General features: G+C 60.2%; 21 protein-coding genes, 1 tRNA gene and 1 pseudogene. 11 read left to right on the top strand and 12 right to left on the bottom strand.

Annotated elements, in window-relative coordinates; genetic code table 11:
- Positions 1–8 precede the first annotated feature (8 nt).
- The 8 genes from ABF821_RS02120 to ABF821_RS02085 all read right to left on the bottom strand — a co-directional run bounded on the left by ABF821_RS02120 (position 9) and on the right by ABF821_RS02085 (position 7,620).
- Positions 9–1,169: an efflux RND transporter periplasmic adaptor subunit gene (locus ABF821_RS02120; RefSeq protein ID WP_415528911.1), complete on the bottom strand. Its 1,161-nt coding sequence runs from the start codon at positions 1,167–1,169 to the stop codon at positions 9–11.
- A 159-nt stretch (positions 1,170–1,328) separates the two neighbouring features.
- Positions 1,329–3,797 carry a TonB-dependent receptor domain-containing protein gene (locus ABF821_RS02115; RefSeq protein ID WP_415528910.1) on the bottom strand — a complete coding sequence of 823 codons (2,469 nt, stop codon included), beginning with the start codon at positions 3,795–3,797 and terminating at the stop codon, positions 1,329–1,331.
- A gap of 203 nt (positions 3,798–4,000) precedes the next feature.
- Positions 4,001–4,444, bottom strand: a complete 444-nt coding sequence (locus tag ABF821_RS02110; RefSeq protein WP_183007921.1) for a c-type cytochrome — start codon at positions 4,442–4,444, stop codon at positions 4,001–4,003.
- Positions 4,441–4,950, bottom strand: coding sequence for a c-type cytochrome (locus ABF821_RS02105; protein WP_183007920.1), 510 nt, complete (start codon positions 4,948–4,950; stop codon positions 4,441–4,443). Before ABF821_RS02105 ends, ABF821_RS02110 begins: the two co-directional genes overlap by 4 nt.
- The gene (locus tag ABF821_RS02100) at positions 4,884–5,423 is read right to left on the bottom strand and encodes a methylamine dehydrogenase light chain (protein WP_182973295.1); all 540 of its coding nucleotides are present in this window, start codon (positions 5,421–5,423) and stop codon (positions 4,884–4,886) included. Before ABF821_RS02100 ends, ABF821_RS02105 begins: the two co-directional genes overlap by 67 nt.
- 64 nt (positions 5,424–5,487) lie before the next feature.
- Positions 5,488–6,087 (bottom strand): thioredoxin fold domain-containing protein, encoded by a 600-nt coding sequence (locus ABF821_RS02095; protein ID WP_182973296.1) that lies wholly within the window; start codon positions 6,085–6,087, stop codon positions 5,488–5,490.
- 22 nt (positions 6,088–6,109) lie between these two features.
- Positions 6,110–6,625, bottom strand: coding sequence for a MauE/DoxX family redox-associated membrane protein (locus ABF821_RS02090; protein ID WP_183007919.1), 516 nt, complete (start codon positions 6,623–6,625; stop codon positions 6,110–6,112).
- Positions 6,625–7,620 (bottom strand): amine dehydrogenase large subunit, encoded by a 996-nt coding sequence (locus ABF821_RS02085; protein WP_182973298.1) that lies wholly within the window; start codon positions 7,618–7,620, stop codon positions 6,625–6,627. The genes ABF821_RS02090 and ABF821_RS02085 overlap by 1 nt, the downstream gene beginning before the upstream one ends.
- Before the next feature lie 10 nt (positions 7,621–7,630).
- Between ABF821_RS02085 and ABF821_RS02080 the strand changes: the two genes are divergently transcribed.
- The 3 genes from ABF821_RS02080 to ABF821_RS02070 all read left to right on the top strand — a co-directional run bounded on the left by ABF821_RS02080 (position 7,631) and on the right by ABF821_RS02070 (position 11,277).
- The gene (locus ABF821_RS02080; RefSeq protein ID WP_415528909.1) at positions 7,631–8,860 is read left to right on the top strand and encodes a helix-turn-helix domain-containing protein; all 1,230 of its coding nucleotides are present in this window, start codon (positions 7,631–7,633) and stop codon (positions 8,858–8,860) included.
- 166 nt (positions 8,861–9,026) lie between these two features.
- Positions 9,027–9,805, top strand: a protein-coding gene (locus ABF821_RS02075) for an IS5 family transposase (protein ID WP_415528947.1) whose coding sequence is annotated in 2 segments (ribosomal slippage) — positions 9,027–9,351 and positions 9,351–9,805 — 780 coding nt in all. Because the reading frame shifts where the segments join, the coding sequence is not laid out codon by codon here.
- Between the two features lie 833 nt (positions 9,806–10,638).
- On the top strand, positions 10,639–11,277 hold the full coding sequence (locus ABF821_RS02070; RefSeq protein ID WP_415528908.1) for a hypothetical protein: 639 nt from the start codon (positions 10,639–10,641) through the stop codon (positions 11,275–11,277).
- On the opposite strand, the gene ABF821_RS02065 is transcribed toward ABF821_RS02070, so the two are convergent.
- Complete coding sequence (locus tag ABF821_RS02065; RefSeq protein ID WP_415528907.1) at positions 11,203–12,051, bottom strand: hypothetical protein; 849 nt, start codon at positions 12,049–12,051, stop codon at positions 11,203–11,205. The genes ABF821_RS02070 and ABF821_RS02065 overlap by 75 nt on opposite strands.
- A gap of 239 nt (positions 12,052–12,290) precedes the next feature.
- On the opposite strand from ABF821_RS02065, the pseudogene ABF821_RS02060 reads away from it, so the two are divergent.
- Positions 12,291–13,018 (top strand): annotated as a pseudogene (locus ABF821_RS02060) (IS5 family transposase).
- Positions 13,019–13,281: 263 nt separating this feature from the next.
- Here the strand turns inward: ABF821_RS02060 and ABF821_RS02055 are convergent.
- Positions 13,282–13,371, bottom strand: a tRNA-Ser gene (locus ABF821_RS02055).
- Between the two features lie 280 nt (positions 13,372–13,651).
- Here ABF821_RS02055 and rplU point away from each other — a divergent pair.
- The 4 genes from rplU to proB all read left to right on the top strand — a co-directional run bounded on the left by rplU (position 13,652) and on the right by proB (position 16,608).
- Positions 13,652–13,966, top strand: coding sequence for a 50S ribosomal protein L21 (gene rplU, locus ABF821_RS02050; RefSeq protein WP_114727576.1), 315 nt, complete (start codon positions 13,652–13,654; stop codon positions 13,964–13,966).
- A gap of 69 nt (positions 13,967–14,035) precedes the next feature.
- Positions 14,036–14,305: a 50S ribosomal protein L27 gene (gene rpmA / locus ABF821_RS02045; RefSeq protein WP_114727575.1), complete on the top strand. Its 270-nt coding sequence runs from the start codon at positions 14,036–14,038 to the stop codon at positions 14,303–14,305.
- Between the two features lie 123 nt (positions 14,306–14,428).
- The gene (obgE, locus tag ABF821_RS02040) at positions 14,429–15,481 is read left to right on the top strand and encodes a GTPase ObgE (RefSeq protein WP_182973303.1); all 1,053 of its coding nucleotides are present in this window, start codon (positions 14,429–14,431) and stop codon (positions 15,479–15,481) included.
- Positions 15,460–16,608, top strand: a complete 1,149-nt coding sequence (proB, locus tag ABF821_RS02035) for a glutamate 5-kinase (RefSeq protein WP_183007913.1) — start codon at positions 15,460–15,462, stop codon at positions 16,606–16,608. The genes obgE and proB overlap by 22 nt, the downstream gene beginning before the upstream one ends.
- A gap of 337 nt (positions 16,609–16,945) precedes the next feature.
- On the opposite strand, the gene ABF821_RS02030 is transcribed toward proB, so the two are convergent.
- On the bottom strand, positions 16,946–17,656 hold the full coding sequence (locus ABF821_RS02030) for a hypothetical protein (protein ID WP_182973305.1): 711 nt from the start codon (positions 17,654–17,656) through the stop codon (positions 16,946–16,948).
- A 293-nt stretch (positions 17,657–17,949) separates the two neighbouring features.
- Positions 17,950–18,225 carry a DUF2312 domain-containing protein gene (locus ABF821_RS02025; protein ID WP_114727655.1) on the bottom strand — a complete coding sequence of 92 codons (276 nt, stop codon included), beginning with the start codon at positions 18,223–18,225 and terminating at the stop codon, positions 17,950–17,952.
- Between the two features lie 254 nt (positions 18,226–18,479).
- Here ABF821_RS02025 and zwf point away from each other — a divergent pair, with 254 nt between their 5' ends.
- The 3 genes from zwf to petA all read left to right on the top strand — a co-directional run.
- Positions 18,480–19,961, top strand: coding sequence for a glucose-6-phosphate dehydrogenase (zwf, locus tag ABF821_RS02020; RefSeq protein ID WP_182973306.1), 1,482 nt, complete (start codon positions 18,480–18,482; stop codon positions 19,959–19,961).
- Positions 19,958–20,422: a hypothetical protein gene (locus ABF821_RS02015; protein WP_182973307.1), complete on the top strand. Its 465-nt coding sequence runs from the start codon at positions 19,958–19,960 to the stop codon at positions 20,420–20,422. Before zwf ends, ABF821_RS02015 begins: the two co-directional genes overlap by 4 nt.
- Before the next feature lie 34 nt (positions 20,423–20,456).
- The coding region (gene petA / locus ABF821_RS02010; RefSeq protein ID WP_415528906.1) for a ubiquinol-cytochrome c reductase iron-sulfur subunit at positions 20,457–21,038 on the top strand (582 nt) is incomplete at its 3' end.

Genomic DNA, 21,038 nt, shown 5'->3' with positions numbered 1-21,038 from the left:
TTCTGCCTTCAATCGGCGTCAACGGACGGTACGGACCGGGGCGCCGCGACGGGATCAACGGTGTCGCCCGCGCGGATCTTCTGCCGTCCGCTCACCACGATCCGCTCGCCGCTCTTCAGGCCCGACATCACGATCCAGTCGCCACCGACGGCCGGACCGGTCACAATCGCCCGCGCACTGGCCACATTGCCACCGTCCACGACCATGACCATCGGATCGCCATGCGCATTACGAAAGACCGCATCCTGCGGCACCCGCAGCGCGGCAGGATCGACGCCCTCTTCCAGCCTGGCATGGACATACATACCCGGAAGCAGCATGTGTTCCGGGTTAGGCATCACCGCGCGCACCACGACGGTGCCGCTGGCCTCATCCACATTGACTTCGGAAAACTCCAGTCTTCCGGCCTGCTCGTACAGGCTGCCATCCTCCAGCGTCAGCGTGACTGTCGCAGCATCCTCGCTGACCCGCCGCAAACGTCCCTGGGCCAGTTCCCTGCGCAATTGCAGCAATCTGGTTGCCGGCAGATTGACATCCACATAAATCGGATCAAGCCGGGTGATGACGGCAAGACTGGAATTCTGCCCTATGGCCGCCAGCGCCCCGACAGTCATGAGAGAGCGCCCCACACGACCGGAAATAGGCGCGCGTACTCGGGTGTAACTGAGATCAACCCCCGCACGCGCGACATTGGCTTTCGCCTGGGCGATATCGGCGTCCGCCTCCCGCGCCAGCGCCAGGGCATCGTCATAATCCTGGCGGCTGACCGCATGAATCCGCACCAGCGGGCCGTATCGGTCCAGCCGCGCCCGCGCCGAGCCTTTCACCGCCTGCGCATGCAGAACCCGCGCGGCAGCGGCATCGTAAATCGCCTGATAAGGGGCCGGATCGATCACATAGAGCGGCTGACCGGCCATAACATCCGTCCCTTCCTTGAACAGTCTTTGCTTGATGACCCCGTTCACCTGCGGACGAACCTGCGCGATCTCCACGGCCTCAGTTCGTCCGGGCAGGTCCGCGGTCCTGGTGAACGGCGCGGCCCGTACACTCTGCACAAGCACCTGCTGCGGCGGCACGGAAGGCGCCACCGCACAGGATGTATAAGCGATCAACGGCTGCACGGCGCATCCGGCAAGGATCACCGCGCGACATAAGAGGCGATACGTCATGACCTGGTCCCGGCAAAGCCGACAGCACCCGCCATCACCTGCGGGCTCTGACGCACGACAAGCGTCCGTCAGAACCCGCTTCCGATGTTGACTGCTGCCAGGCCTGGAATTGGCGATATGCGAACCGGTACCATCAGTGACGATACCGGCGGCAGATCATCAGAATTTTGCGGACAGCGTGCCGAAAAACTGTCGCGGCGCACCAGCAAACAGGGTCGGATAATCGCCCGATACCGGATATCCCGAGAACCCCATGCCGCCGATATATTTACCGCCGAACAGATTGGTGACACCCAGATCCGCCCGCAGGTTCTGCAACACCCCAATCCGTCCGAAATCGTAACTCGCCGATACGCCTGCCAGCCAATAGGCCGGCACGAAAACATCGTTGGCATAAGAAAGCGGGCGCCGATCCGTATAGGTCGCATTGAATGTGGCGCGGAACTGGCGATAGGCATACGAGACATTCGTCTTGTATATCCAGCTCGGGTAAGCGACCTGCTTCTTCCCCTTCAGTTCGACATAGGCACTTTCATACATGATGCCGCGCTGATATTCCGAATCGTTGTAGCTGACCGAATTGAAGATCTCCAACCCGTCGAACGGCCGTACCGTCGCCGACACATCCGCCCCATAGATCGACTCCCGACCCGCATTCACAACCGTGCTGATCGGCTGGACGATCAAACCGGCGGTCGTATTGAGCAATCTATTATAGTAATCGGCATGATAAACATCCGCCGTCAGGTCGAAATGCTTCGTCGTAAATCGGTACCCGAGAACATAATCCCACACACGCTCCGGTTTGATCGTACTCTTGTTACTGACGAACTGCTGCTGGTTCTGAACGGCCCACGCCCCCCCGTTCGCGACAAACCAAGGGCTATAGCTGTACGCACGCATGTTTTCGGCAATATCGACATAAATTTCGTTATGCGAATCAGGCTTATAGTTGACGGAAAAATGAGGAAGGAACGCACTCGAAGCCGTCAATGTCCCGCTCGGGAGTTCATCTTCCCCCGTGAAGGCCGAATCATTGCTCTTGGCCCCGCCATGCGTGGTCTGGATAAACGACTTGAAACCGGCACTGATACGCAGATCACGCCGGATCGCGTAGGTGTCCTGAAGATAATACTGAAAAATATTGGTATTGAACTGATCGGTCAACTCCCGCGCAAATGGATCCTTGAACGGACCAAGCGGGTTACGCGGCGGCCCTTCTCCCAGAAGCGGCTCCTGAAAGAAATCGGCCGGATAAAAATAGCCGCTATTTTCGTACCAGACCCCCGTCTGAATAGTATTTCCTGCAATACGGTAATCCAGAGACTCGACAAAGCCGATACGCCGCAGATTATTGGGGCCATTTTGCTGAGCAAGCGGCGCACCATTGGGCGAGGGAAAATTCTCCGTCGCTTCGATATCGCTATTGGACAGATGCGCGTAAAGTATCGTCTTTTCATCAAGGCGCGATGTCAGATGCAGATCGGCAATCACCGCCATCAGATAGTTCTGCTGGCTCTGTGCCCCGTCCAGATACGTTGCATTCTGCAGATCGGCCGAGTTGCCCAGAACTTGATATGCGGCGGGATAATTTCCCAGAGCCGCATTATAGGCCGTGCTATAGTCAGGATACAGGTAATCAAGCTTCCGGCCCAATTTTCTGAACATATTCATGCTCAGGCCAAGATAATTGAATTGCTGGAACTGCGACCAGTTGAACATCGTCGTGATCTTGCCCAGCGAGCCCAGAGGCTGAACCAGCTTGGCATTGACCTGCTGCTCGAACTGGCTGCCATACCCCTTCCATTTGTCGTTATCCGTCCGCGCCATCGAGACAAACAGCTTCGTACCGGTCGCATTGAGCGACCCGCTATCGACACGCGCAAATGTTCTGAAGGAACTATTGCTGCCGAAAAGCTGCGATACTTTTCCGCCGAACTTGTCCGTCGGATCGGAGGAATAAAACTGGAGGGCGCCACCGAGATTCTGCGTGGACGGCACCGTCAAAGCACCACCGCCCTGCGACAGTTCCATCCCGGAAATATTGTCCTGGATTTCAGCCTGATCGATGTTGAGCCCGTTATACTGAAGGAATCCCTGATCCCCCATGGGGATTCCGTCAAGTGTCGCCCCGATCTGGCTCTGGTTGAAACCACGAACATAAAGCGTGTTGGCCAGCGTATCCAGACCGAAGGCATCGTCGGACGCGAATGTCACACCGGGCGTCGTCGCCGACAATATCTGCATAGGGCTCGTGCCGGCCACAAAGCGGTCCATGACATGGCGCGTCACACTTGATTCCGCACCATGCGAGCGAAAACGCGAAACCTGAACGCTGATCACTTCATCACGAGGCGGCACACCCTTTCGTCCGGCTTCATTCCGGTGAACCGGCCGCGCATGATTTTTCTTGCTGACAGTATCCGCGCCATAAGCCGAAACACATCCCGACGCCATCAGCAGCGACAGTACAGGCAGAATCATCCGACGACGCAAAGCAAGACTGGAATGCCGCCGCATATCGGAATCGACGCCCTCTTCATCACCGCGAATAACAAGTCGCACGCCCGTCTTCATGAACACGACGCCATCGACCCTATTCGCGCGAGACGCATTTCGTTTCTTCATCGCAACACTCCTTTCACAGAAAGATATTCCAGTCCCCTCGCCGACCCACAGAATGAGTACAGACAAGCTTAGAATCTATACTTATCGCCTACCTTCCCATCCCGCCGATATTCCACCGACAGACAGATCAGGATAAATAAAGACGGACTTCAGACCCGACCGTCCCTATGCCTTCTTTTTGTCCGGCATTGTAAAGACCACGTTCAAGGCCAGGGATACGCAGGTGCCGTCAAACCACGCGCCGCAAGAATGTTAGCGACTTTCCTGCGATACTCGACAACATTTCCGATATTTTCCGCGCGAAGCCTGGCCACCTCCTCCGCCGTGAACGGCCTGGAGTCCGGCGACAAGGACTTTCCCGCGAAAGTCTTCATGATGTAATTCAGCACGGCCGATATGTCCTGATCGCTCAGGCTCGACCCGACAACTCCCGGAACATGCATGATATAGGCACGCCCTTCGGGAATATCGGCAAACATGCCCACCTGGCCGATAAAATTGGGTATGCCGTGTGACGGCATCCCTTCGCCATCAGCCAGATGACATCCGGAGCATTTGAGCAGATATTCATTTCGCGTCGGCATTGCCAGCGCCGCGCATGAAGACGCCAGAACCAGCAGCCCTGCCCCGATGATTGTCCGAATCATTTTAACGCAGCGTCCCGCATCATCATGATTTTGGCATGAGACGGCGGCGCCGCACGCGTGCGCGCAAAATCCTCCCCCGCGGCATGCGTGTCGATACCGTTCAGATCGTTGAATATATAGTTGGCAACCAGAGCCAGTTCGCCGTCGGTCAGATGATTCTGCGGCGGCATGGCAAGATCCGAATATGTCTCCCCTTCCGATACGATCTTTCCGACAAGGCCGGTCAACGCAACACCCGCGATATATTGGGTTCTGCCATCGCCCATCCCCTGCCAGAGCCGCTTGTTCGTCAGGGGCGGCGCGAGACCCGCCTGACCATTGCCGTTGCTCTGATGGCAGGCAGCGCAATTGTTCAGAAACAGGTCCTTTCCGGTATCGGCGCAATAGGCCGGCGACGCCAGAAGGGTCAACGCCAGACAGAAAATACCGGCCGAATACTTCATTCCGCCATCCCCACGACCACGGCAACCGTGCAGTGGACGCCACTGCCTCCATTCGCGATACACCAGCTCGACTCGCTCGCCAGCCCCATGCGATATCCGGGGCGATCGCGTTCCTGACGCGTACACTCCTCGCCGCAGGCCCCGGCCTTCCCGCAACAATCGTTGTAGGAGACAAGGTAATTCTTGTTATCCTTCGGATTCCTGCATGTCCCGACCCAGGCAACCTTCGAGGGCGTCGTGCCGGGCGGACACTGCGTCACGCTTCCCCCACACTTGCTGCACAGCGATCCATGGAGCGAGCAATACCGCCAGTAGTCGCAATTATCGGGGATGGCGTTGGGATCACTGACATCCCGCGCGTGGGCGACGCCGTTGGAATTATCGTAAGGCAGCATCGGCAAAACCGCCCCCCCGACGAAAATCCCCCCCGCCTTGTGCAGAAAACTCCGTCTTCCGGCACGTCCGGCCAGGCGCCGCATACGCGCTTCGGCACGGGTATCGACCCATGAAAGCAGACTATCGATCAGATTATCCATCAGAAATGTTCCAATATTTTGAACGGGCAATAAGGGTTAAAGAGTGAGTCCGAAGACACTCGGATCAGTATTGCGCTACCGCCCGGTCATCGAGATAAGCCTGGATCGAACCGACCTTCATCTCGAAAGCATTGAACAGACTGTCGAACTGTTCCCGGCTATTGATGAGCCCCTTGGCGCGGATGATGCCGTGTTCGTCGAAAAGCACCGCATAGGGCAGGCGTGCGACACGATAGGCCAGCCCAAGTTCCGCCGAGACGACATACGGATAGCTGGAAAGTCGGGCATTTTCGATAAAGCGTTTGTGCTGCCCATCCTCGCCATCGCTGGCCAGGATGACATCCAGCCATTGACCTTCCGACTTCCGAACCGAATCCAGTATAGGCAGAAGCTTTTTGCAGATCGGGCAGGTCGGCGACAGAAAGAATACCAGCGTCGATCGCAGGGATTTCGGCCCTATGACGGCCTGCCCGCCCGTAAGGCTCGGAAGACTGAATTCGGGCGTGCGTTGCCCCACCTCGGGACCGGAATCGTTGACCAGCGCGCCCATGGGAGAAATTCTCTCAAAAAGAATTCCAACCTGGCGCGCGAGAGTCCAGAGACCGATCGCCAACGCCAGCACGACGAAAGTCAGAATCACAAGAAGGAAGACAACGAGTTTCATGACAAATCCCTGTAGACAGAAGCTAGCTGGCGCGCGTCACCATGGACGAATTGGCAATGATCTGATCACCGAGCAGAAAGACGACCCAAAGCAAAAACCCGCCGAAAGCCGCCACGGCATAATCCAGACCACCCGAAGACGAACTCTGTTGCTTCATCGCGATCGCGATCAACCCAAGAAGAATGCCGTTACGAACGACCAGCGGCCACGACAGCACCTGCGCTCCACCACCGCATCCACACTCTATATTTATACGGCCTCGATTTATGTTTATGGAAATCCCAAAGGAATAAAAAAACAGAAGCAGAGCCGCCAACGAAAGACCGAACATCCGTAACGCCGGCAATTCCTGGCTGAAGACGACCAGCAACTCCGCACCCACGATGGATGCGGACGCCGCGCGTACAAGCCGCAAAGGAATCAACCTGTAATCTTCGACGTAACCGGTAAAAACCGTAAATCCCGATATCTTATGGAAAAACGCACGCAGAAACACCAACGCGATCAACGTCGATATCGATACGGAAAGCATTGACATCAATGCGCACCCATAATCATGGTCGCGAACCCGAAATCGGTCCTTTGCGCGGACAGCTTCAGGGAATAGCCGTTCTTCGGGTTGATATCGTATTTTACGATAATATTCTTCTTGATATCCAGACCGAAGAGATTCGTCTGCTCGCCCTTCACGACGCCGATCGTCGAAATATCCTTTACAGGAGAGCGGGATACGATCTTCTTTTTCTTCATGTCATATGCCCAGATCTCGGTCGCACCATGATGATGCGTGCCTTCATGACGATTGGAGGACATGGCCATGAACATGATGCCCGTCTCGCTGTCATAGGTCATCACACCATAGCCGGAGGCCCCCCAACTGCCGGGAACGCCTTTCGTCGCAGCTATAACATCGACTTTCCTGATGACGCCGGACGCATCGGATACGCGATAGAGATTTCCATTGTAGGACAGGAACACCAGATCGGAATCGACACGAGCGGACGCCAGAAAAATCGGATCTTCATCGACATCGAAGATCTTCTCGCTCTTCTGGCTCGTAAAACTCTGCCCATCGGGGCTCAGCTTGAATGTCGCAAAGCTCCCGTCGCTACAGATCGCCGAATAGCCATATCCGCTTTCCATAGGATAAATGCCGTAACAGCCGGGCGAAGGGATTTCCTTTACGACTTTTCCCCTTTCCAGATCCACGACGGTCACCGACGTCGCGGGGGTGGCGTTCTGGATATAGATGAATTTTTCATCCGCGCTCAAACGCAACTGCGCGGCGTCGGGCGTATATTGCGTCAATTTATAAGGAAGTATTATTTCCTTTTTAACCGTATTTGTCGGAACATCAAAAATCTGCAGAACGTCTTCACCAGTGCCATACGCAACACGGCTCAGAAACCCCGATGCCATGTAAGCCGTATTGCCATCACGCGACAATGTCGCCAGTCCCCAGGACCCTCCGCTGACGTTCCCCTTCAACGTCAGATCCTTCGTCGAGAAGATATAGATCGTACTGGTCGCCATATCCATCTGATTGACAAAGACATTCGGACCCGGCGACATCCTCTCCTTCACGCTCACCACTTCAGGTACAAAAGCCGCATCATCAGCCCAGGCTCCGACAGGAAGCAAAGCCAGACCAGCCAACCAGAACCAGACCGAGGACTTTTTACTCATCGCGGCTTTCACCTCCAGCATTCGTTCCGTTATCGGAGCAGAACGGCGGGAGGCTCGATATCCATTTTCGAAAATTTTTCCTGTATGGAAACGTTCGAACGTCGTATATTCTGTTTCGACCTCAAAAAGGAAACCGCTGGTTACGGAGATGGCACAAGGGCTGGATTCAACGACCCATGTTTTTTTTGCGCCCTCCTTTCAGGAGTCAGGACTCCCGCTGTGGAATCAGCGCTATATACAGTTGGGGAAGGGTACGTTCAAAGGAACGGTCTCGGTTCTGACCTTCGGCAAGCTGACGCTCATCGAGGAAACGATCAATGTATCGGTCGGCCAGACGACATGTCCGCCGGACGGCACGATCGCGGTCGTTTTCCCCGCCCATCGGAGCGAATTGGGTACGATCAATGGGGAAGTCCGATCGGACAAGGCTTTCGTCCATGTCGGCGGCAGGGAAATCACCGTAAGCGGCGCGGAAAACTGCCGCGCTTATTACCTGCTTGTCCAACAAACCGATCTGCCGGAATTTGATTTCCGGAAATTCGGTGCCATCACACCGGTCGCCCCCTCCCTTCACATCGCGGAGATGTCGGCATGGCTTGCGAGCCTTTTCGCCGGCACATGGCAGCCGAAGATACGCTTGTCCGGGCGGACCGATCAGGTCCTGTCCGAAATCCTCCTCGATCGTGTCAAAGACATCCTCACCGAGATTCAGCAGAAAGCCAGCATTGCCCCGCTCCGCGGGACTTTCTCATACAGCCTGTTCCTCAAGGCCCAGCGTTTCATCGACGATTATGATGACGCGATCATGTCCGTGACCCGACTGACTGAGGAACTGAACATCCCGCCCCATATCCTGCGCGCGGCATTCGTGCAGACGACGGGCGTCTCCCCCCGCCTGTGGCTTCGTCAGCGGGCATTGGATCGCGCGCGCCGCGCACTGCTCGATCCGGCGCAGGCCGGCAAGGGCGTATCCCAGATCGCCCTGGAATGCGGATTCTTTCACTTCGGACGTTTCGCGGGATATTACGCCGAAACCTATGGCGAACTCCCGATCGTCACCATCCGCAATACCTTGTCGATCCGATAGCGCGCGCGTGTCGCCCTCGGTTATTCAGTGTCCGTCCAAGATCATCTTGAATCATTGGAATTGTTTGTGATTCCCTATCAGCGCGCTCGGTTCGCAGGAGTTTCTGATGTGAGCGGCCGAGAACCGTGCCCGATATGACCGGAGCCAGCTTCGCTATCCGAGCGATCTGACGGACGAGGAATGGTCGCTGATCGCCCCCCTGATCCCGGCCGCCCGGCGTGGCGGCAACAAGCGGACAGTGGATATACGGGAGGTCATGAACGGCCTGATGTATGTTCTTGGAACGGGTTGCCAGTGGCGCGCGATCCCGAAAGACCTGCCGCCGCGCAGCACGGTAAATTACTATTTCTGCCGCTGGCAGCATGACGGCACACTCGATCGTCTGCACCATGCGCTCTACATCATATGCCGGGAGCAGGCGGGCCGTGAGGCCAGTCCGACAGCGGCGATCATCGACAGCCAGAGCGTCAAGAATGCCGAAAAAGGGGGCGGAGCATCGATCCGTCCGGTTTTGATGCCGGCAAGAGAATCAAGGGCAAGAAGCGGCATGTCCTCGTCGATACGCAGGGTCTATTGATGGAGGCAACGGTCCACGCAGCCGATATCCAGGATCGTGATGGCGGTGTCATGCTGATGGCGACATTGTTCGGACTGTATCCGTTCCTCCTGAAACTCTACGCCGATGCGGGCTATCAGGGGGCAAAGTTTCAGCAGGGACTGGCTCATGTCTGCCGTTCTGTGAATGTCGAGATCGTGCGGCGCTGTAATGTCGGAAAATTCGTGGTATTGCCCAAGCGCTGGATCGTGGAGCGCACCATCGCATGGTTGAACCGCTGCCGACGCCTGAGCAAGGATTGGGAGTGCCTCAATCGCAATGCACTCGCTTTCCTCCGATGGGCCTCAGTCCGGATGATGCTCAGAAGGCTCTGTAATCATACATCATGATCTTGGACGACTCTGCGCGAAACTGCCTCCCAGTGCTATTTTCCAAAGTAAATCTGGAAGAAGTATCTTTCGATACAATAAACAGGATGCGGTTTCTATGGTGACCCCACAGGTCAATTTCAAACTACTCACTCAGGGAAATGGCATTTTTGAAGAGATCTGATGCTTGATTATTGCAGAATAAGTTTTATATTTTGCATACTCAAAGTGAGATGTGGAATGGCTCAATTCGACTACAGTTCAAAGGTGCGGCGCGTATCGCCCTCCTCGGCGATGGCTCGCGTTCTGCGCGATCTTCACCGGGGCTTACCCGCGTGGGCGCACATGAAGGGCCGCGCAATGCCTGGCGGCACGGCTCGTACGGAAGAAGGGCTCCGTCAACGTGGTCTCGTCACGGGCTCCGGTCACAGTCTGTCCCTCACCGAGGCGGGCCGCGAGTGGGTCGCGCATATTGAGTCAGGAGGAGAATAAACGGACCTGCTTGCCCTGTTCCCCGAGAGTGGTGTCCGGTCCTCGCCTGTCGGGATCCCGATGTCGGTCCACATCGTTAAATAATATGCACGTCAAATTTATATATAAGCGAACAAATTCAAATAACAAACTTCGCGAATCAATGATATAAGTTAATGACTTAATAATATTAAATAAGCAGCCTCTATTCGGGCAATCAAGCCCGAATAGAGGTTTTTATGCCAACAGTCCTTCGTCCACTCCTGGACGCAATTGAGATAAACCACGGGCCCAGAATCGAGCTCGGTCGATATTTTCTCCAACTCGCAGAGGAAGCTCGCCAAATTGGAATATCGCTACATATGGGGCGCGGTAGCGGTCGCTTGAATGAAGTAAACAAGAGGAATCAGGACACTTGGAAACCCTTGGGACCCGTCTATGATCCTAGCGTTTCTAGTATTGACGAGGGGAACTCCATCTACATCGAAGGACAATGTGAGGGTGAACCAGTCCTGACGTTGATCCTGCGCCGGTATGATTGGCCGCAAAGCACGCTCCGCGAAGAATGGGAGTCTGGCCGCTTCGCCTATCGTGACCCGGACATCCAGATGGACCCAGGCGAACGATGGATCGCCGAAGCACCTGCGGCTGGAGAAATTTCGGGCCGGGTAGTGTTCGTCGGCGGTTTGTGGTCGCATCCGACATTCCGTCGCAAGCAATTGCCAGTGCTGAGCATTGCTTTGATGCGGAGTATTTCTCTCGCAACATGGCGCCCCGATTTCGCCATCGGTATGATTGAGACTGGGCCAATGACACGTGCTCTGCTTCCTCTCTACGGCTACCCGCCCATCCAGCCAGGAATGATGATCGTCGGTGGCTGGCGCACCTTTGAAAGCAATCTGATATGGGAAACGCCGAATATGCTCACGGAGCATGTTTTGAATAGTTTAACAGGCCCGGATCAGCCTGATCAAAGGAATCGACGTGACGAAGGTATCCGTCGCGCTCGTGCGCCAAGGTAAAATGAGCCTCTCATAACGGGACCAGAACCTGGAGCCATCGTGGCGTGTCACAAGCGCTTCGATGAGCTCCAGGCGCGGTGTCTGGTGCTGAGCAGCGGTAAAATAGCCGCGAGTTGTTGGAACAACATATGCGCTGTCAGGTAAGTCCCTGATGTCACGGCCGATGAAGTCATCACATGAGTTCTCCCCATATGATCTGTAGCTGCTGGGCCATGCTTCAATCAGACACCGATCGCGATCCGGCATCCATGCCATGCCACCGTTTCCAAATGCTGTGTCTTCGCGTATCTGGGATATATTTTTGGTCGTAACATAGCGGCTTTCCTGTTCCCAGATATCCAATGCTTTGCGCATACCGATGCGCTTCGGATCCTGGATCCGATCGAGGGACAAGCCGATGATGGTGGGTGATCCCGGCGGCTCCAATGTCTCTGAAGTCGCCGCTTGCAGAGAAATCAGACGAGCGACGGCATCGTTAAGATTATGTATGACTTCAAAAGGAGCAAACGGCGTGCCAACGCGCTCGAGGACGAAGCGCGACTCGCCATTATACAGGATGATCTCGAGTACAGTCTGAAGACAGGGCGCAGGAAACAGAGCAGGCTGAAAGCGGATGCGTGTATAGCGGGGAAATGTCGCAATCGCTGCAAAACCAAGATTGTTGATCGCGTAAGCGACGAGATCAACGTCCCGACCAAAATACCCAAGGTATTCAAGAAAATCAGGACTATTTTCATAGAATATCTTTCCGTCAGAACTAACAATTAGGATCATTTTCTCGTTCTTTATATTCAAGATCGGTCAACACTTGCCTTTTATCTATATGGCAGCAACCCGAGACATAACAAATGGCTCTGGTTTCGGAAGATGCTGAGTGTCCGTCCAAGATCATCTTGAATCATTGGAATTGTTTGTGATTCCCTATCAGCGCGCTCGGTTCGCAGGAGTTTCTGATGTGAGCGGCCGAGAACCGTGCCCGATATGACCGGAGCCAGCTTCGCTATCCGAGCGATCTGACGGACGAGGAATGGTCACTGATCGCTCGCCTGATCCCGACTGCCCGGCGTGGCGGCAACAAGCGGACAGTGGATATACGAGAGGTCATGAACGGCCTGATGTATGTTCCTGGAACGGGTTGCCAGTGGTGCACGATCCCGAAAGACCTTCCGCCGCGCAACACAGTCAATTACTATTTCTGCCGCTGGCAGCACGACGGCACACTCGATCGCCTGCACCATGCGCTCTACATCCTTTGTCGGGAGCAGGCGGGCCATGAGGCCAGTCCGACAGCGGCGATCCATCCGGTTTTGACGCCGGCAAGAGGATCGCGGGCAGGAAGCGGCATGGCCTCGTCGGTACGCAGGGTCTGTTGATGGCGGCAACGGTCCACGCGGCCGATATCCAGGATCGTGATGGCGGTATCATGCTGATGGCGACATTGTTCGGACTGTATCCGTTCCTCCTGAAACTCTACGCCGATGCGGGCTATCAGGGGGCAAAGTTTCAGCAGGGACTGGCTCATGTCTGCCGTTCTGTGAATGTCGAGATCGTGCGGCGCTGTAATGTCGGAAAATTCGTGGTATTGCCCAAGCGCTGGATCGTGGAGCGCACCATCGCATGGTTGAACCGCTGCCGACGCCTGAGCAAGGATTGGGAGTGCCTCAATCGCAATGCACTCGCTTTCCTCCGATGGGCGTCAGTCCGGATGATGCTCGGAAAGCTCTGTAATCATAGATCATGATCTTGGACGGACCCTTGGAAAGTAAGGTCGTCCGGTGAGACACCTTCGGTCAGCCAGGCGCCATTGTCCGCCCGATAGAACAGGCACCCGGCCCGGAACACCTGGCCGGCTTCCACAGCCAGGATAACTGCCGTCCCGTGTCGCCACGATCCTCGTGCAAATTATCCCCGGAAGGTCGTTTCCACGGATTTGCACCGAAATTACGGAGTAATTTTTTTATGGGGGTTTGCACAAACTAAAAAGTGGCTGTTTTCTGCGGTCTCTGGCGGAGAGGGTGGGATTCGAACCCACGGTACGCTTGCACGCACAACGGTTTTCGAGACCGCCCCGATCGACCGCTCCGGCACCTCTCCGTCTTCGCTAGCGGCGATGGATCGGGCTTATAGGGTGGTGCCGCAGGGCGTGCAAGAGACCTTGATGCGTTTTTCCGACATAATATTCGCCCCTCTCCCGGCCAGCCCATCAATCGGCGGTTGACGGCGCGCGGCAGCCGGCAGTAAAAGCCGCACCTCGCCCCCGCGCTGACGAGGGGTAGCCGTGCCCGCACGGCCAATAAAAAAAAGCGACTGGGTCGCGTCGCCTGTCCCACCACGGGGCCGCACGCGCCAAGAGATCGGAAAGACAGGTTAGAGCATGTTTGCAGTCATTCGCACCGGTGGAAAGCAGTATCGCGTTTCCCCCAACACGGTCCTGAAGGTCGAGAAGCTGGAAGCCGAAGCCGGCTCCACCATCACCTTCACCGACGTCCTCGCCGTCGGCGGCGAGAGCGGCACGACGATCGGCGCCCCGCTGGTCCCCGGCGCCACCGTGACCGCCACGGTCATCGCGCAGGACCGTCTGGACACGGTCATCATCTTCAAGAAGCGCCGCCGGCAGAACAGCCGCCGCAAGAACGGCCATCGCCAGCCCGTCACCGTGCTGCGCATCGCCGAGATCAACGCCGCCTGAACCCGCCAGGCGGCCTAGCAGCGCCGCCGGCAGGCTTATCAGGTCAGTTCAGAGTCAGGAGTTCAGGCAATGGCACAAAAAAAGGCAGGCGGTTCATCCCGCAACGGGCGCGATAGCGCCGGACGTCGTCTCGGCGTCAAGAAGTTCGGCGGCGAGAGCGTGATCGCTGGCAACATCATCCTCCGTCAGCGCGGCACCAAGATGAAGCCGGGCACCAATGTCGGCCTCGGCCGCGACCACACCATCTTCGCGCTGGTCGATGGCCACGTGAAGTTCGAGCGTCGCGCCGAAGGCCGCGTGCATGTGTCGGTCGAGGCGCTGCCGATCGCGGCCGAGTAAGCTCCCCGCTTCTCGGGACCGTTTTCGACCCTGCGAAGGGCCGGTCCTCGGGACCGGCCCTTTTTGCGTCATGGCGGGGTATCATCCCCGACCAGGACCACACGCTGCCACCGGACCAGTACGATGAAATTCCTCGACCAAGCCAAGATTTACGTAAAGTCCGGTGACGGCGGCGACGGCGTCGTGGCCTTCCGGCGCGAGAAATACATCGAATTCGGCGGTCCGGACGGCGGCAAGGGCGGGCGCGGCGGCGACATCGTGTTCGTCGCGGCCAGCAACCTGAACACGCTGATCGATTTCCGCTACACCCAGCATTTCCGCGCCCGCAAGGGCGGCAACGGCGCCGGCTCCGACCGCACCGGCGCCGCCGCCGCACCAGTCGTGATCCAGGTACCGATCGGCACCCAGATCTTCGACGAAGACCGCGAGACGATGCTGGCCGACCTCGACGAACCCGGCAAGCGCATCGTGCTGTGCCATGGCGGCGATGGCGGCCACGGCAACGCGCATTACAAAACCAGCACCAACCGCGCCCCCCGCCGCGCCGACAAGGGCTGGCCGGGCGAGGAACGCTGGATCTGGCTGCGGCTCAAGTTGATCGCCGATGTCGGGCTGGTCGGCCTGCCCAACGCGGGCAAATCCACCTTCCTCTCCGTCGTCTCGGCCGCCCGGCCCAAGATCGCGGACTACCCTTTCACCACCCTGCATCCGCAACTCGGCGTCGTGCGCCTGTCGGTGTCCGAGGAATTCGTTATCGCCGACATCCCCGGCCTGATCGCCGGCGCGCATGAGGGCGCGGGCCTGGGCGACCGTTTCCTCGGCCATGTCGAACGCTGCGCGGTCCTGCTGCACCTGATCGACGGCGCGGCCGGCGACGTGGTCAAGGCCTGGCGCACCATCCGTCACGAGCTGGAAGCCTACGATCCCGGCCTGGCCGCCAAACCGGAGATCATCGCCCTCAACAAGATCGACGCCATGACCCCGCAGCAGATTTCCAGCCGCCGCCGCGCGCTGGAAAAGGCCAGCGGCGCAAAGGTCGTCACCCTCTCCGGCGTCACCCGCCAGGGGCTGGACGACGTGCTGCGGCTGTTGCAGGACGAAGTCACCGCGATCCGCGAAGCCGAACGCGACGAGGCCCCACCGGCCGCCGCCCAATGGCCCGAGCCCACGCCGTGACCTCCGCCGAACTGCCCAGCCTGGGCACAGCCCGCCGCCTGGTCGTCAAGATCGGCAGCGCGCTGGTGGTGGATTCGCAGAACGCAACCCCGCGCACCGACTGGCTGGACAGCGTGGCGGCCGATGTCGCCGCCCTGCAACGCAGCGGCACCGAAATCATCCTCGTCTCCTCCGGCGCCATCGCGCTGGCCCGACATAGCCTGGGCATGACCCGCCGCACCCTGCGGCTGGAAGAAAAGCAGGCCGCCGCCTCGGTCGGGCAAATCCGCCTGGCCCAGGCATGGACCGACGCCCTGTCGGCCCACGGGCTGGTCGCGGCGCAATTGCTGCTGACCCCCGGCGACACCGAAGACCGCCGCCGGTACCTGAACGCCCGCGCCACGCTCGACACCCTGCTGGGGCTGGGTTGCGTCCCCGTGATCAACGAAAACGACGCCATCGCCACCACCGAAATCCGCTTCGGCGACAATGACCGCCTGGCGGCACGGGTCGCGGAAATGACGGGCGCCGACCAGCTCGTGCTCCTGTCGGACATCGACGGCCTCTACACCGCAGATCCCCGGATCGACCCGACCGCCCGCCACCTGCCCGTCATTACCGCGCTGACGGCCGATATCGAGGCCATGGGCGGCGCCCCGCCACCGGGCTATTCCTCAGGCGGCATGCGCACCAAGCTGATGGCGGCCCGCATCGCCACCCAGGCAGGCTGCGCCATGGCCATCACGCTGGGCAAGGACCCGCACCCGCTGGCGCGCCTGCGCGACGGCGCGCGCTGCTCGTGGTTCCTGCCCCTCCCCGAGGGGCGCTCGGCCCGCAAACGCTGGATCGCTGGCGGCCTGGCCCCGGCCGGACAGATAGCGATCGACGACGGCGCGCGGCGGGCACTGGCGGCAGGCTCATCCCTCCTCCCGGCCGGCGTGCGCACGGTCGAGGGCACGTTCGAACGCGGCGATCTCGTTCTGGTCACCGACATGGACGGCAACGAGATCGCACGCGGCCTGTCAGCCTACGGCGCCACCGACGCCCGCCAGATCGCCGGCCACCGCTCGGACGACATCGAAACCCTGCTAGGCTGGCGCGGACGAGACGAAATGATCCATCGCGACGACCTCGTCTTCACAGCCTGAGCGGAGATGCGCGCTGGTGGCGATCCGACGCGCGTTCCCTCCGCTTCGGTGCTCACGGCCATCAAGGCCGCTCCGCTCCGATGCTCGGAAACACACGACGGCCGTGCCGCTGCGCGCCACTCTCACTTACCAGCCCACATCTCCGCTCAGGCTCAAATGCGGCAGCACGCGATCCGGCGCGCGTTCCCTCCGTTTCAGGGCTCACGGCCATCAAGACCGCCCCACTCCGATGCTCGGAAACACACGACGGCCATGCCGCTGCACGCCACTCGCGCTCACCAGCCCACATCTCCGCTCAGGCTGAATACGACCGCCTACGCTTGAGTTGTAACCCGGCTCAGGTACGCGGCGGCCAGCGCAGAGAGGGTTCGGATCGCGGCCGATCGCTCCAATCGTCCTCACGCGACGCCCGTACCTCACGCCCGGCGGGCATGCGATAGACCGGCCGCACGGGCACCTCGTCCACGGCTTCGGGCGCGACGGGCGCAACCGGCGGCGGCATCACGGGCGGCCGCGCCGCTTCAGGCGGCACGTAAGCCGGGTCGCGTGGCGCGGCGGCCGGCCGGTCATGCCAGGGCATGGGCCGCGCAGTATCATGCGAAACCGGCGCACCCGAACGCGGCGCATAAGCCGGCGGCTCGACCGGCGGCGCGGCGCGCACGCTGGCCGGGGCGGCAGGCGGCGGGTCGAAATGGGTCGGACGGGGGGGCGAGACCGGGCGCTCAGGCCGCGCCGCATAGGCGTCGCTGGCCACCACAGGTCCCGGCGCGCGTGCCGGCGGCGGCACCACGGGCTCGACCACCGGCGCCGCAGTGGGCGCGGGGCGTGGGGCCGCCGGCGAAACCGGCACCCGCTCCTCGGGCCGAACGGCCAGCACCCGCAATTCGGCTTGCAGATCCTCGATCTGCAACGCCAGGGCATCCAGCCGCCCCTTCACGCCGAATACCGCGAACGGCACCAGCATCCAGAGGAAAATGAACAGCATCCCCAGAATCAGCAGCGCCAGCTGCAACCACCAGGGCATCCAGTCGGAAAACGGAAACGGCATCTGCGCACGACCACGGAAAGTACGAACCCCACCGCCCATGTGACCAGATCAGCCACCACCAGCGCAAGGATCGCGTGAACGCCTATAACCCCAGAACAACCACGCCTCGGGACCCCGCCCCTGAGACGTAAAATCTGCCGTGAAAGCCGGTCTGCCGAGCGAGAGCGCCGCCCGGCGGCGCGCCCGTCGTGTGTTTCCGAGCATCGGAGCGGAGCGGCCTTGATGGCCGTGAGCACCGAAGCGCAGGAAACGCGCGTCGGATCGCCGGCAGAGCGGCTTTCACGGCAGATTTTTTACATGCCGAGGGCGCGGCGGTAGATATCGAGCAGCGTCTCCTGCTCTTCCACCTCGGCCGGCTCCTGCTTGCGCAGGCGGATGATCTGGCGAATGACCTTCACATCGAAACCGGCGGATTTTGCCTCGGTGAAAATATCCTTGATGTCGCCGGCCAGGGCCTTGCGCTCTTCTTCCAGGCGCTCGACGCGCTCGATAATGCTGCGCAGCCGGTCCGCCGCAATCCCGCCGACCGCCGCCGCCTTGTCGTCATCACCGAAATTTTCCGCGTCCATGGAACGGCCTGCCTCCAGCATGGGGATGAAATCTCGCCCTCCGATCCGCCCCCGATCAGGGGACCGGGCCGCAACCGGTCAGGGAACGGGGGGCTTATCGTGACGTTGCCGGCCGGTCAATGGCAACTTGACAGGTCGCGGCGCCTCGGCCCAAACCCGTTCAAGGCAGGTCGTCCCCATCCCAACGGTGCCGGTCCCCGCAGGGCCACAGCGCCCCAATAATGCTCCGATCCGATGCAAGGAGGCCATAATCGATGCCCCAACTCCCCCCCGTCGATGTTTTCGACTATATCGTCTTCGGCGCCACCGGCGACCTGACGATGCGCAAGCTTCTGCCGGCACTGTATTATCGCTACCGCGATGGACAGATCCCCGATCAGTCCCGCATCGTCGGCACCGCCCGCTCGCCCCTGTCCCGCGCCGACTATCAGGGCCGTGCTGAAAAGGCCCTGACCGAATTCGTCAAGCCGGCCGATTTCGACGAGGCAACCGCGCGCCGCTTTCTCGACCTGATCCATTATGTCAGCCTGAACGGCGCCGAAGCCGACAGCACCTGGCCGGCGCTGCAAAGCCTGCTGACCGAGGCGCCGGAAGACCGCATCCGCGTCTACTACCTGGCCACCGCCCCCGGCCTGTACGGCCAGATCTGCGAGAATCTCAGCAGCCACGGGCTGGTCACGGCGCAGTCGCGCGTCGTGCTGGAAAAGCCGATCGGCACCGACCTGGAAAGCGCGGACGCGATCAACGACCATGTCGGCCGCTACTTCCCCGAAAACCATATTTTCCGCATCGACCATTATCTGGGCAAGGAAACGGTCCAGAACCTGATCGCCCTGCGCTTCGCCAACCCGGTATTCGAGCGGCTGTGGTCCAGCGACGCGATCGACTATGTCCAGATCACCGCTGCCGAGACGGTGGGCGTCGAAAGCCGGGGTCCGTACTACGACAAGTCCGGCGCCCTGCGCGACATGATCCAGAACCATCTGCTCCAGGTGCTGTGCCTGGTGGCGATGGACCCGCCCGGCTCGCTGGAGGCCGACAGCCTGCGCAACGAGAAGCTGAAGGTGCTGCACGCCCTGCGCCCGATCGCCCCCGACGACGTGGCGACCTTCACGGTGCGCGGCCAGTACGCGCGCGGCCGCACCGCGGACGGCACCACCCTGCCCAGCTATCTGGAAGATTTGGGCGAGGACGCGACCAGCGACACCGAGACCTACGTCGCCATCCGGGCCGAGATCCATTCCTGGCGCTGGGGCAACGTGCCGTTCTACCTGCGCTCGGGCAAACGCCTGGCCGAGAAATGCAGCGAGATCGTCATCCAGTTCAAGGCGGCCCCCTGGTCGATCTTCCCCGGCAAGCCGCGCGCCAACCGGCTGCTGATCCGCATCCAGCCGGATGAAGGCGTCACCCTGTCGGTGTCGACCAAGGACCCGACCCCGACCGACAGCCTCGCCCTGCGCCCGGCCGACATCAACATCGCCTTCGAAAAGGCTTTCGGCACCCGCTACCCCGACGCCTACGAACGCCTGCTGCTGGATGTGGTGCGCGGCGACCCGATCCTGTTCATCCGCCGCGACGAGGTCGAGGCCGCATGGCGTTGGATCGATCCGATCCTGCGCGGCTGGGCTGAGAACAAAGCCCCGCTCCACACCTACCCGGCCGGTAGCTGGGGTCCCGAAGCGGCACGCGCCCTGCTGGCCCAGGACGGCCACGCGTGGCACGAGGACATGGCATGAAAACACCAACCTCCATAACCTCCGCCACGCCGGGGACAACGCCGCCGCGCCGCCCCCGGCGCACCATGCGCCAGCGCATCATCCGCCGGGTGGCCATGGTGGTGCCGCTGGTGCTGCTGGCCACGCTCGCCGCCCGCATGGGCTGGCTGGACCAGGCGGCGGACCAGATCACCTTCCGTCACGCGAACTGGTTCGACGACACCGCGCTGGTCGAGCATTTCCGCACGGTGGTGACGCATAACGGCATGACCGACACCCCCGGCCGCTGCCTGCTGTTCATCGTCAACGGCAACGATCCGCCGGATGCCGCGCGTTTCGACGTGATGGAAAAACATTCCGGCTCCTGCCCCGGCGACGGCAAGACGCTGCCCAAGCTGTTCACGCTCAAGGTCAACCGCATCGACCAGACCGTGCAGACCGACTGGGGATCGCCGGGCACATACCACCCGATGCCGAAGTGACACGCCTTACCGACCGAGCCCCGACAGACACCGCATGACCACGACCAGCCCGACCGACAGCACCGCCCCCGTCGCCCCTGCCACCGGCAAGCGGCGCGATTTCCTGACCCTGCTGACGGTGGCGGCGGGCGGCGCGGGCGTGGCGGCCTTCTCATGGCCGTTCCTCGACAGCCTGCGCCCCGGCGACGCCGGCTCGGCCCGCCCGCCGATCGATGTCGACGTGTCGAAACTCCCCCCCGGCCAACAGATCACGGTGGTCTGGCACGGCAGCCCGGTCTTCATCACCCACCGCACGCCCGAAGCCCTGGCGCGGCTGCAACAGGCGGCGCTGACGACGCGCCTGCGCGACCCGTCCTCGGGCGCGGTGCAGCAACCGCCCTACGCCGCCAACTGGCACCGCTCGATCGTCCCCGCCTACGGCGTGGTGGTTGGAATCTGCACCCATCTGGGCTGCGTGCCGACCTATTCCCCGGCACCCGACCCCACCACGCCGGTCGCCAACTGGCCGGGCGGCTATGCCTGCCCCTGCCACGGCTCGAAATTCGACCTCGCGGGCCGCGTCTTCATCGGCGCGCCGGCCCCCTACAACCTGCCGGTCCCCCCGTACGCGATGCCC

This window comes from Gluconacetobacter sp. (assembly GCF_047721585.1).
GTDB classification, from domain to species: Bacteria; Pseudomonadota; Alphaproteobacteria; order Acetobacterales; family Acetobacteraceae; genus Gluconacetobacter; species Gluconacetobacter dulcium.
This window is presented reverse-complemented; position numbering and strand designations above follow the sequence as displayed.

Bases quoted from the DNA above. Each gene is read 5' to 3' on its own strand.
- ABF821_RS02065 (WP_415528907.1), bottom strand. From the start codon at position 12,051: ATGATCCTAATTGTTAGTTCTGACGGAAAGATATTCTATGAAAATAGT.
- rplU (WP_114727576.1), top strand. From the start codon at position 13,652: ATGTTTGCAGTCATTCGCACCGGTGGAAAGCAGTATCGCGTTTCCCCC.
- ABF821_RS02025 (WP_114727655.1), bottom strand. From the start codon at position 18,225: ATGGACGCGGAAAATTTCGGTGATGACGACAAGGCGGCGGCGGTCGGC.
- proB (WP_183007913.1), top strand. From the start codon at position 15,460: ATGGCCCGAGCCCACGCCGTGACCTCCGCCGAACTGCCCAGCCTGGGC.
- ABF821_RS02110 (WP_183007921.1), bottom strand. From the start codon at position 4,444: ATGATTCGGACAATCATCGGGGCAGGGCTGCTGGTTCTGGCGTCTTCA.
- ABF821_RS02090 (WP_183007919.1), bottom strand. From the start codon at position 6,625: ATGTCAATGCTTTCCGTATCGATATCGACGTTGATCGCGTTGGTGTTT.
- ABF821_RS02015 (WP_182973307.1), top strand. From the start codon at position 19,958: ATGAAAACACCAACCTCCATAACCTCCGCCACGCCGGGGACAACGCCG.
- obgE (WP_182973303.1), top strand. From the start codon at position 14,429: ATGAAATTCCTCGACCAAGCCAAGATTTACGTAAAGTCCGGTGACGGC.
- ABF821_RS02100 (WP_182973295.1), bottom strand. From the start codon at position 5,423: ATGGATAATCTGATCGATAGTCTGCTTTCATGGGTCGATACCCGTGCC.
- ABF821_RS02095 (WP_182973296.1), bottom strand. From the start codon at position 6,087: ATGAAACTCGTTGTCTTCCTTCTTGTGATTCTGACTTTCGTCGTGCTG.
- rpmA (WP_114727575.1), top strand. From the start codon at position 14,036: ATGGCACAAAAAAAGGCAGGCGGTTCATCCCGCAACGGGCGCGATAGC.
- ABF821_RS02120 (WP_415528911.1), bottom strand. From the start codon at position 1,169: ATGACGTATCGCCTCTTATGTCGCGCGGTGATCCTTGCCGGATGCGCC.
- zwf (WP_182973306.1), top strand. From the start codon at position 18,480: ATGCCCCAACTCCCCCCCGTCGATGTTTTCGACTATATCGTCTTCGGC.
- ABF821_RS02115 (WP_415528910.1), bottom strand. From the start codon at position 3,797: ATGAAGAAACGAAATGCGTCTCGCGCGAATAGGGTCGATGGCGTCGTG.
- ABF821_RS02085 (WP_182973298.1), bottom strand. From the start codon at position 7,620: ATGGCGACCAGTACGATCTATATCTTCTCGACGAAGGATCTGACGTTG.
- ABF821_RS02030 (WP_182973305.1), bottom strand. From the start codon at position 17,656: ATGCCGTTTCCGTTTTCCGACTGGATGCCCTGGTGGTTGCAGCTGGCG.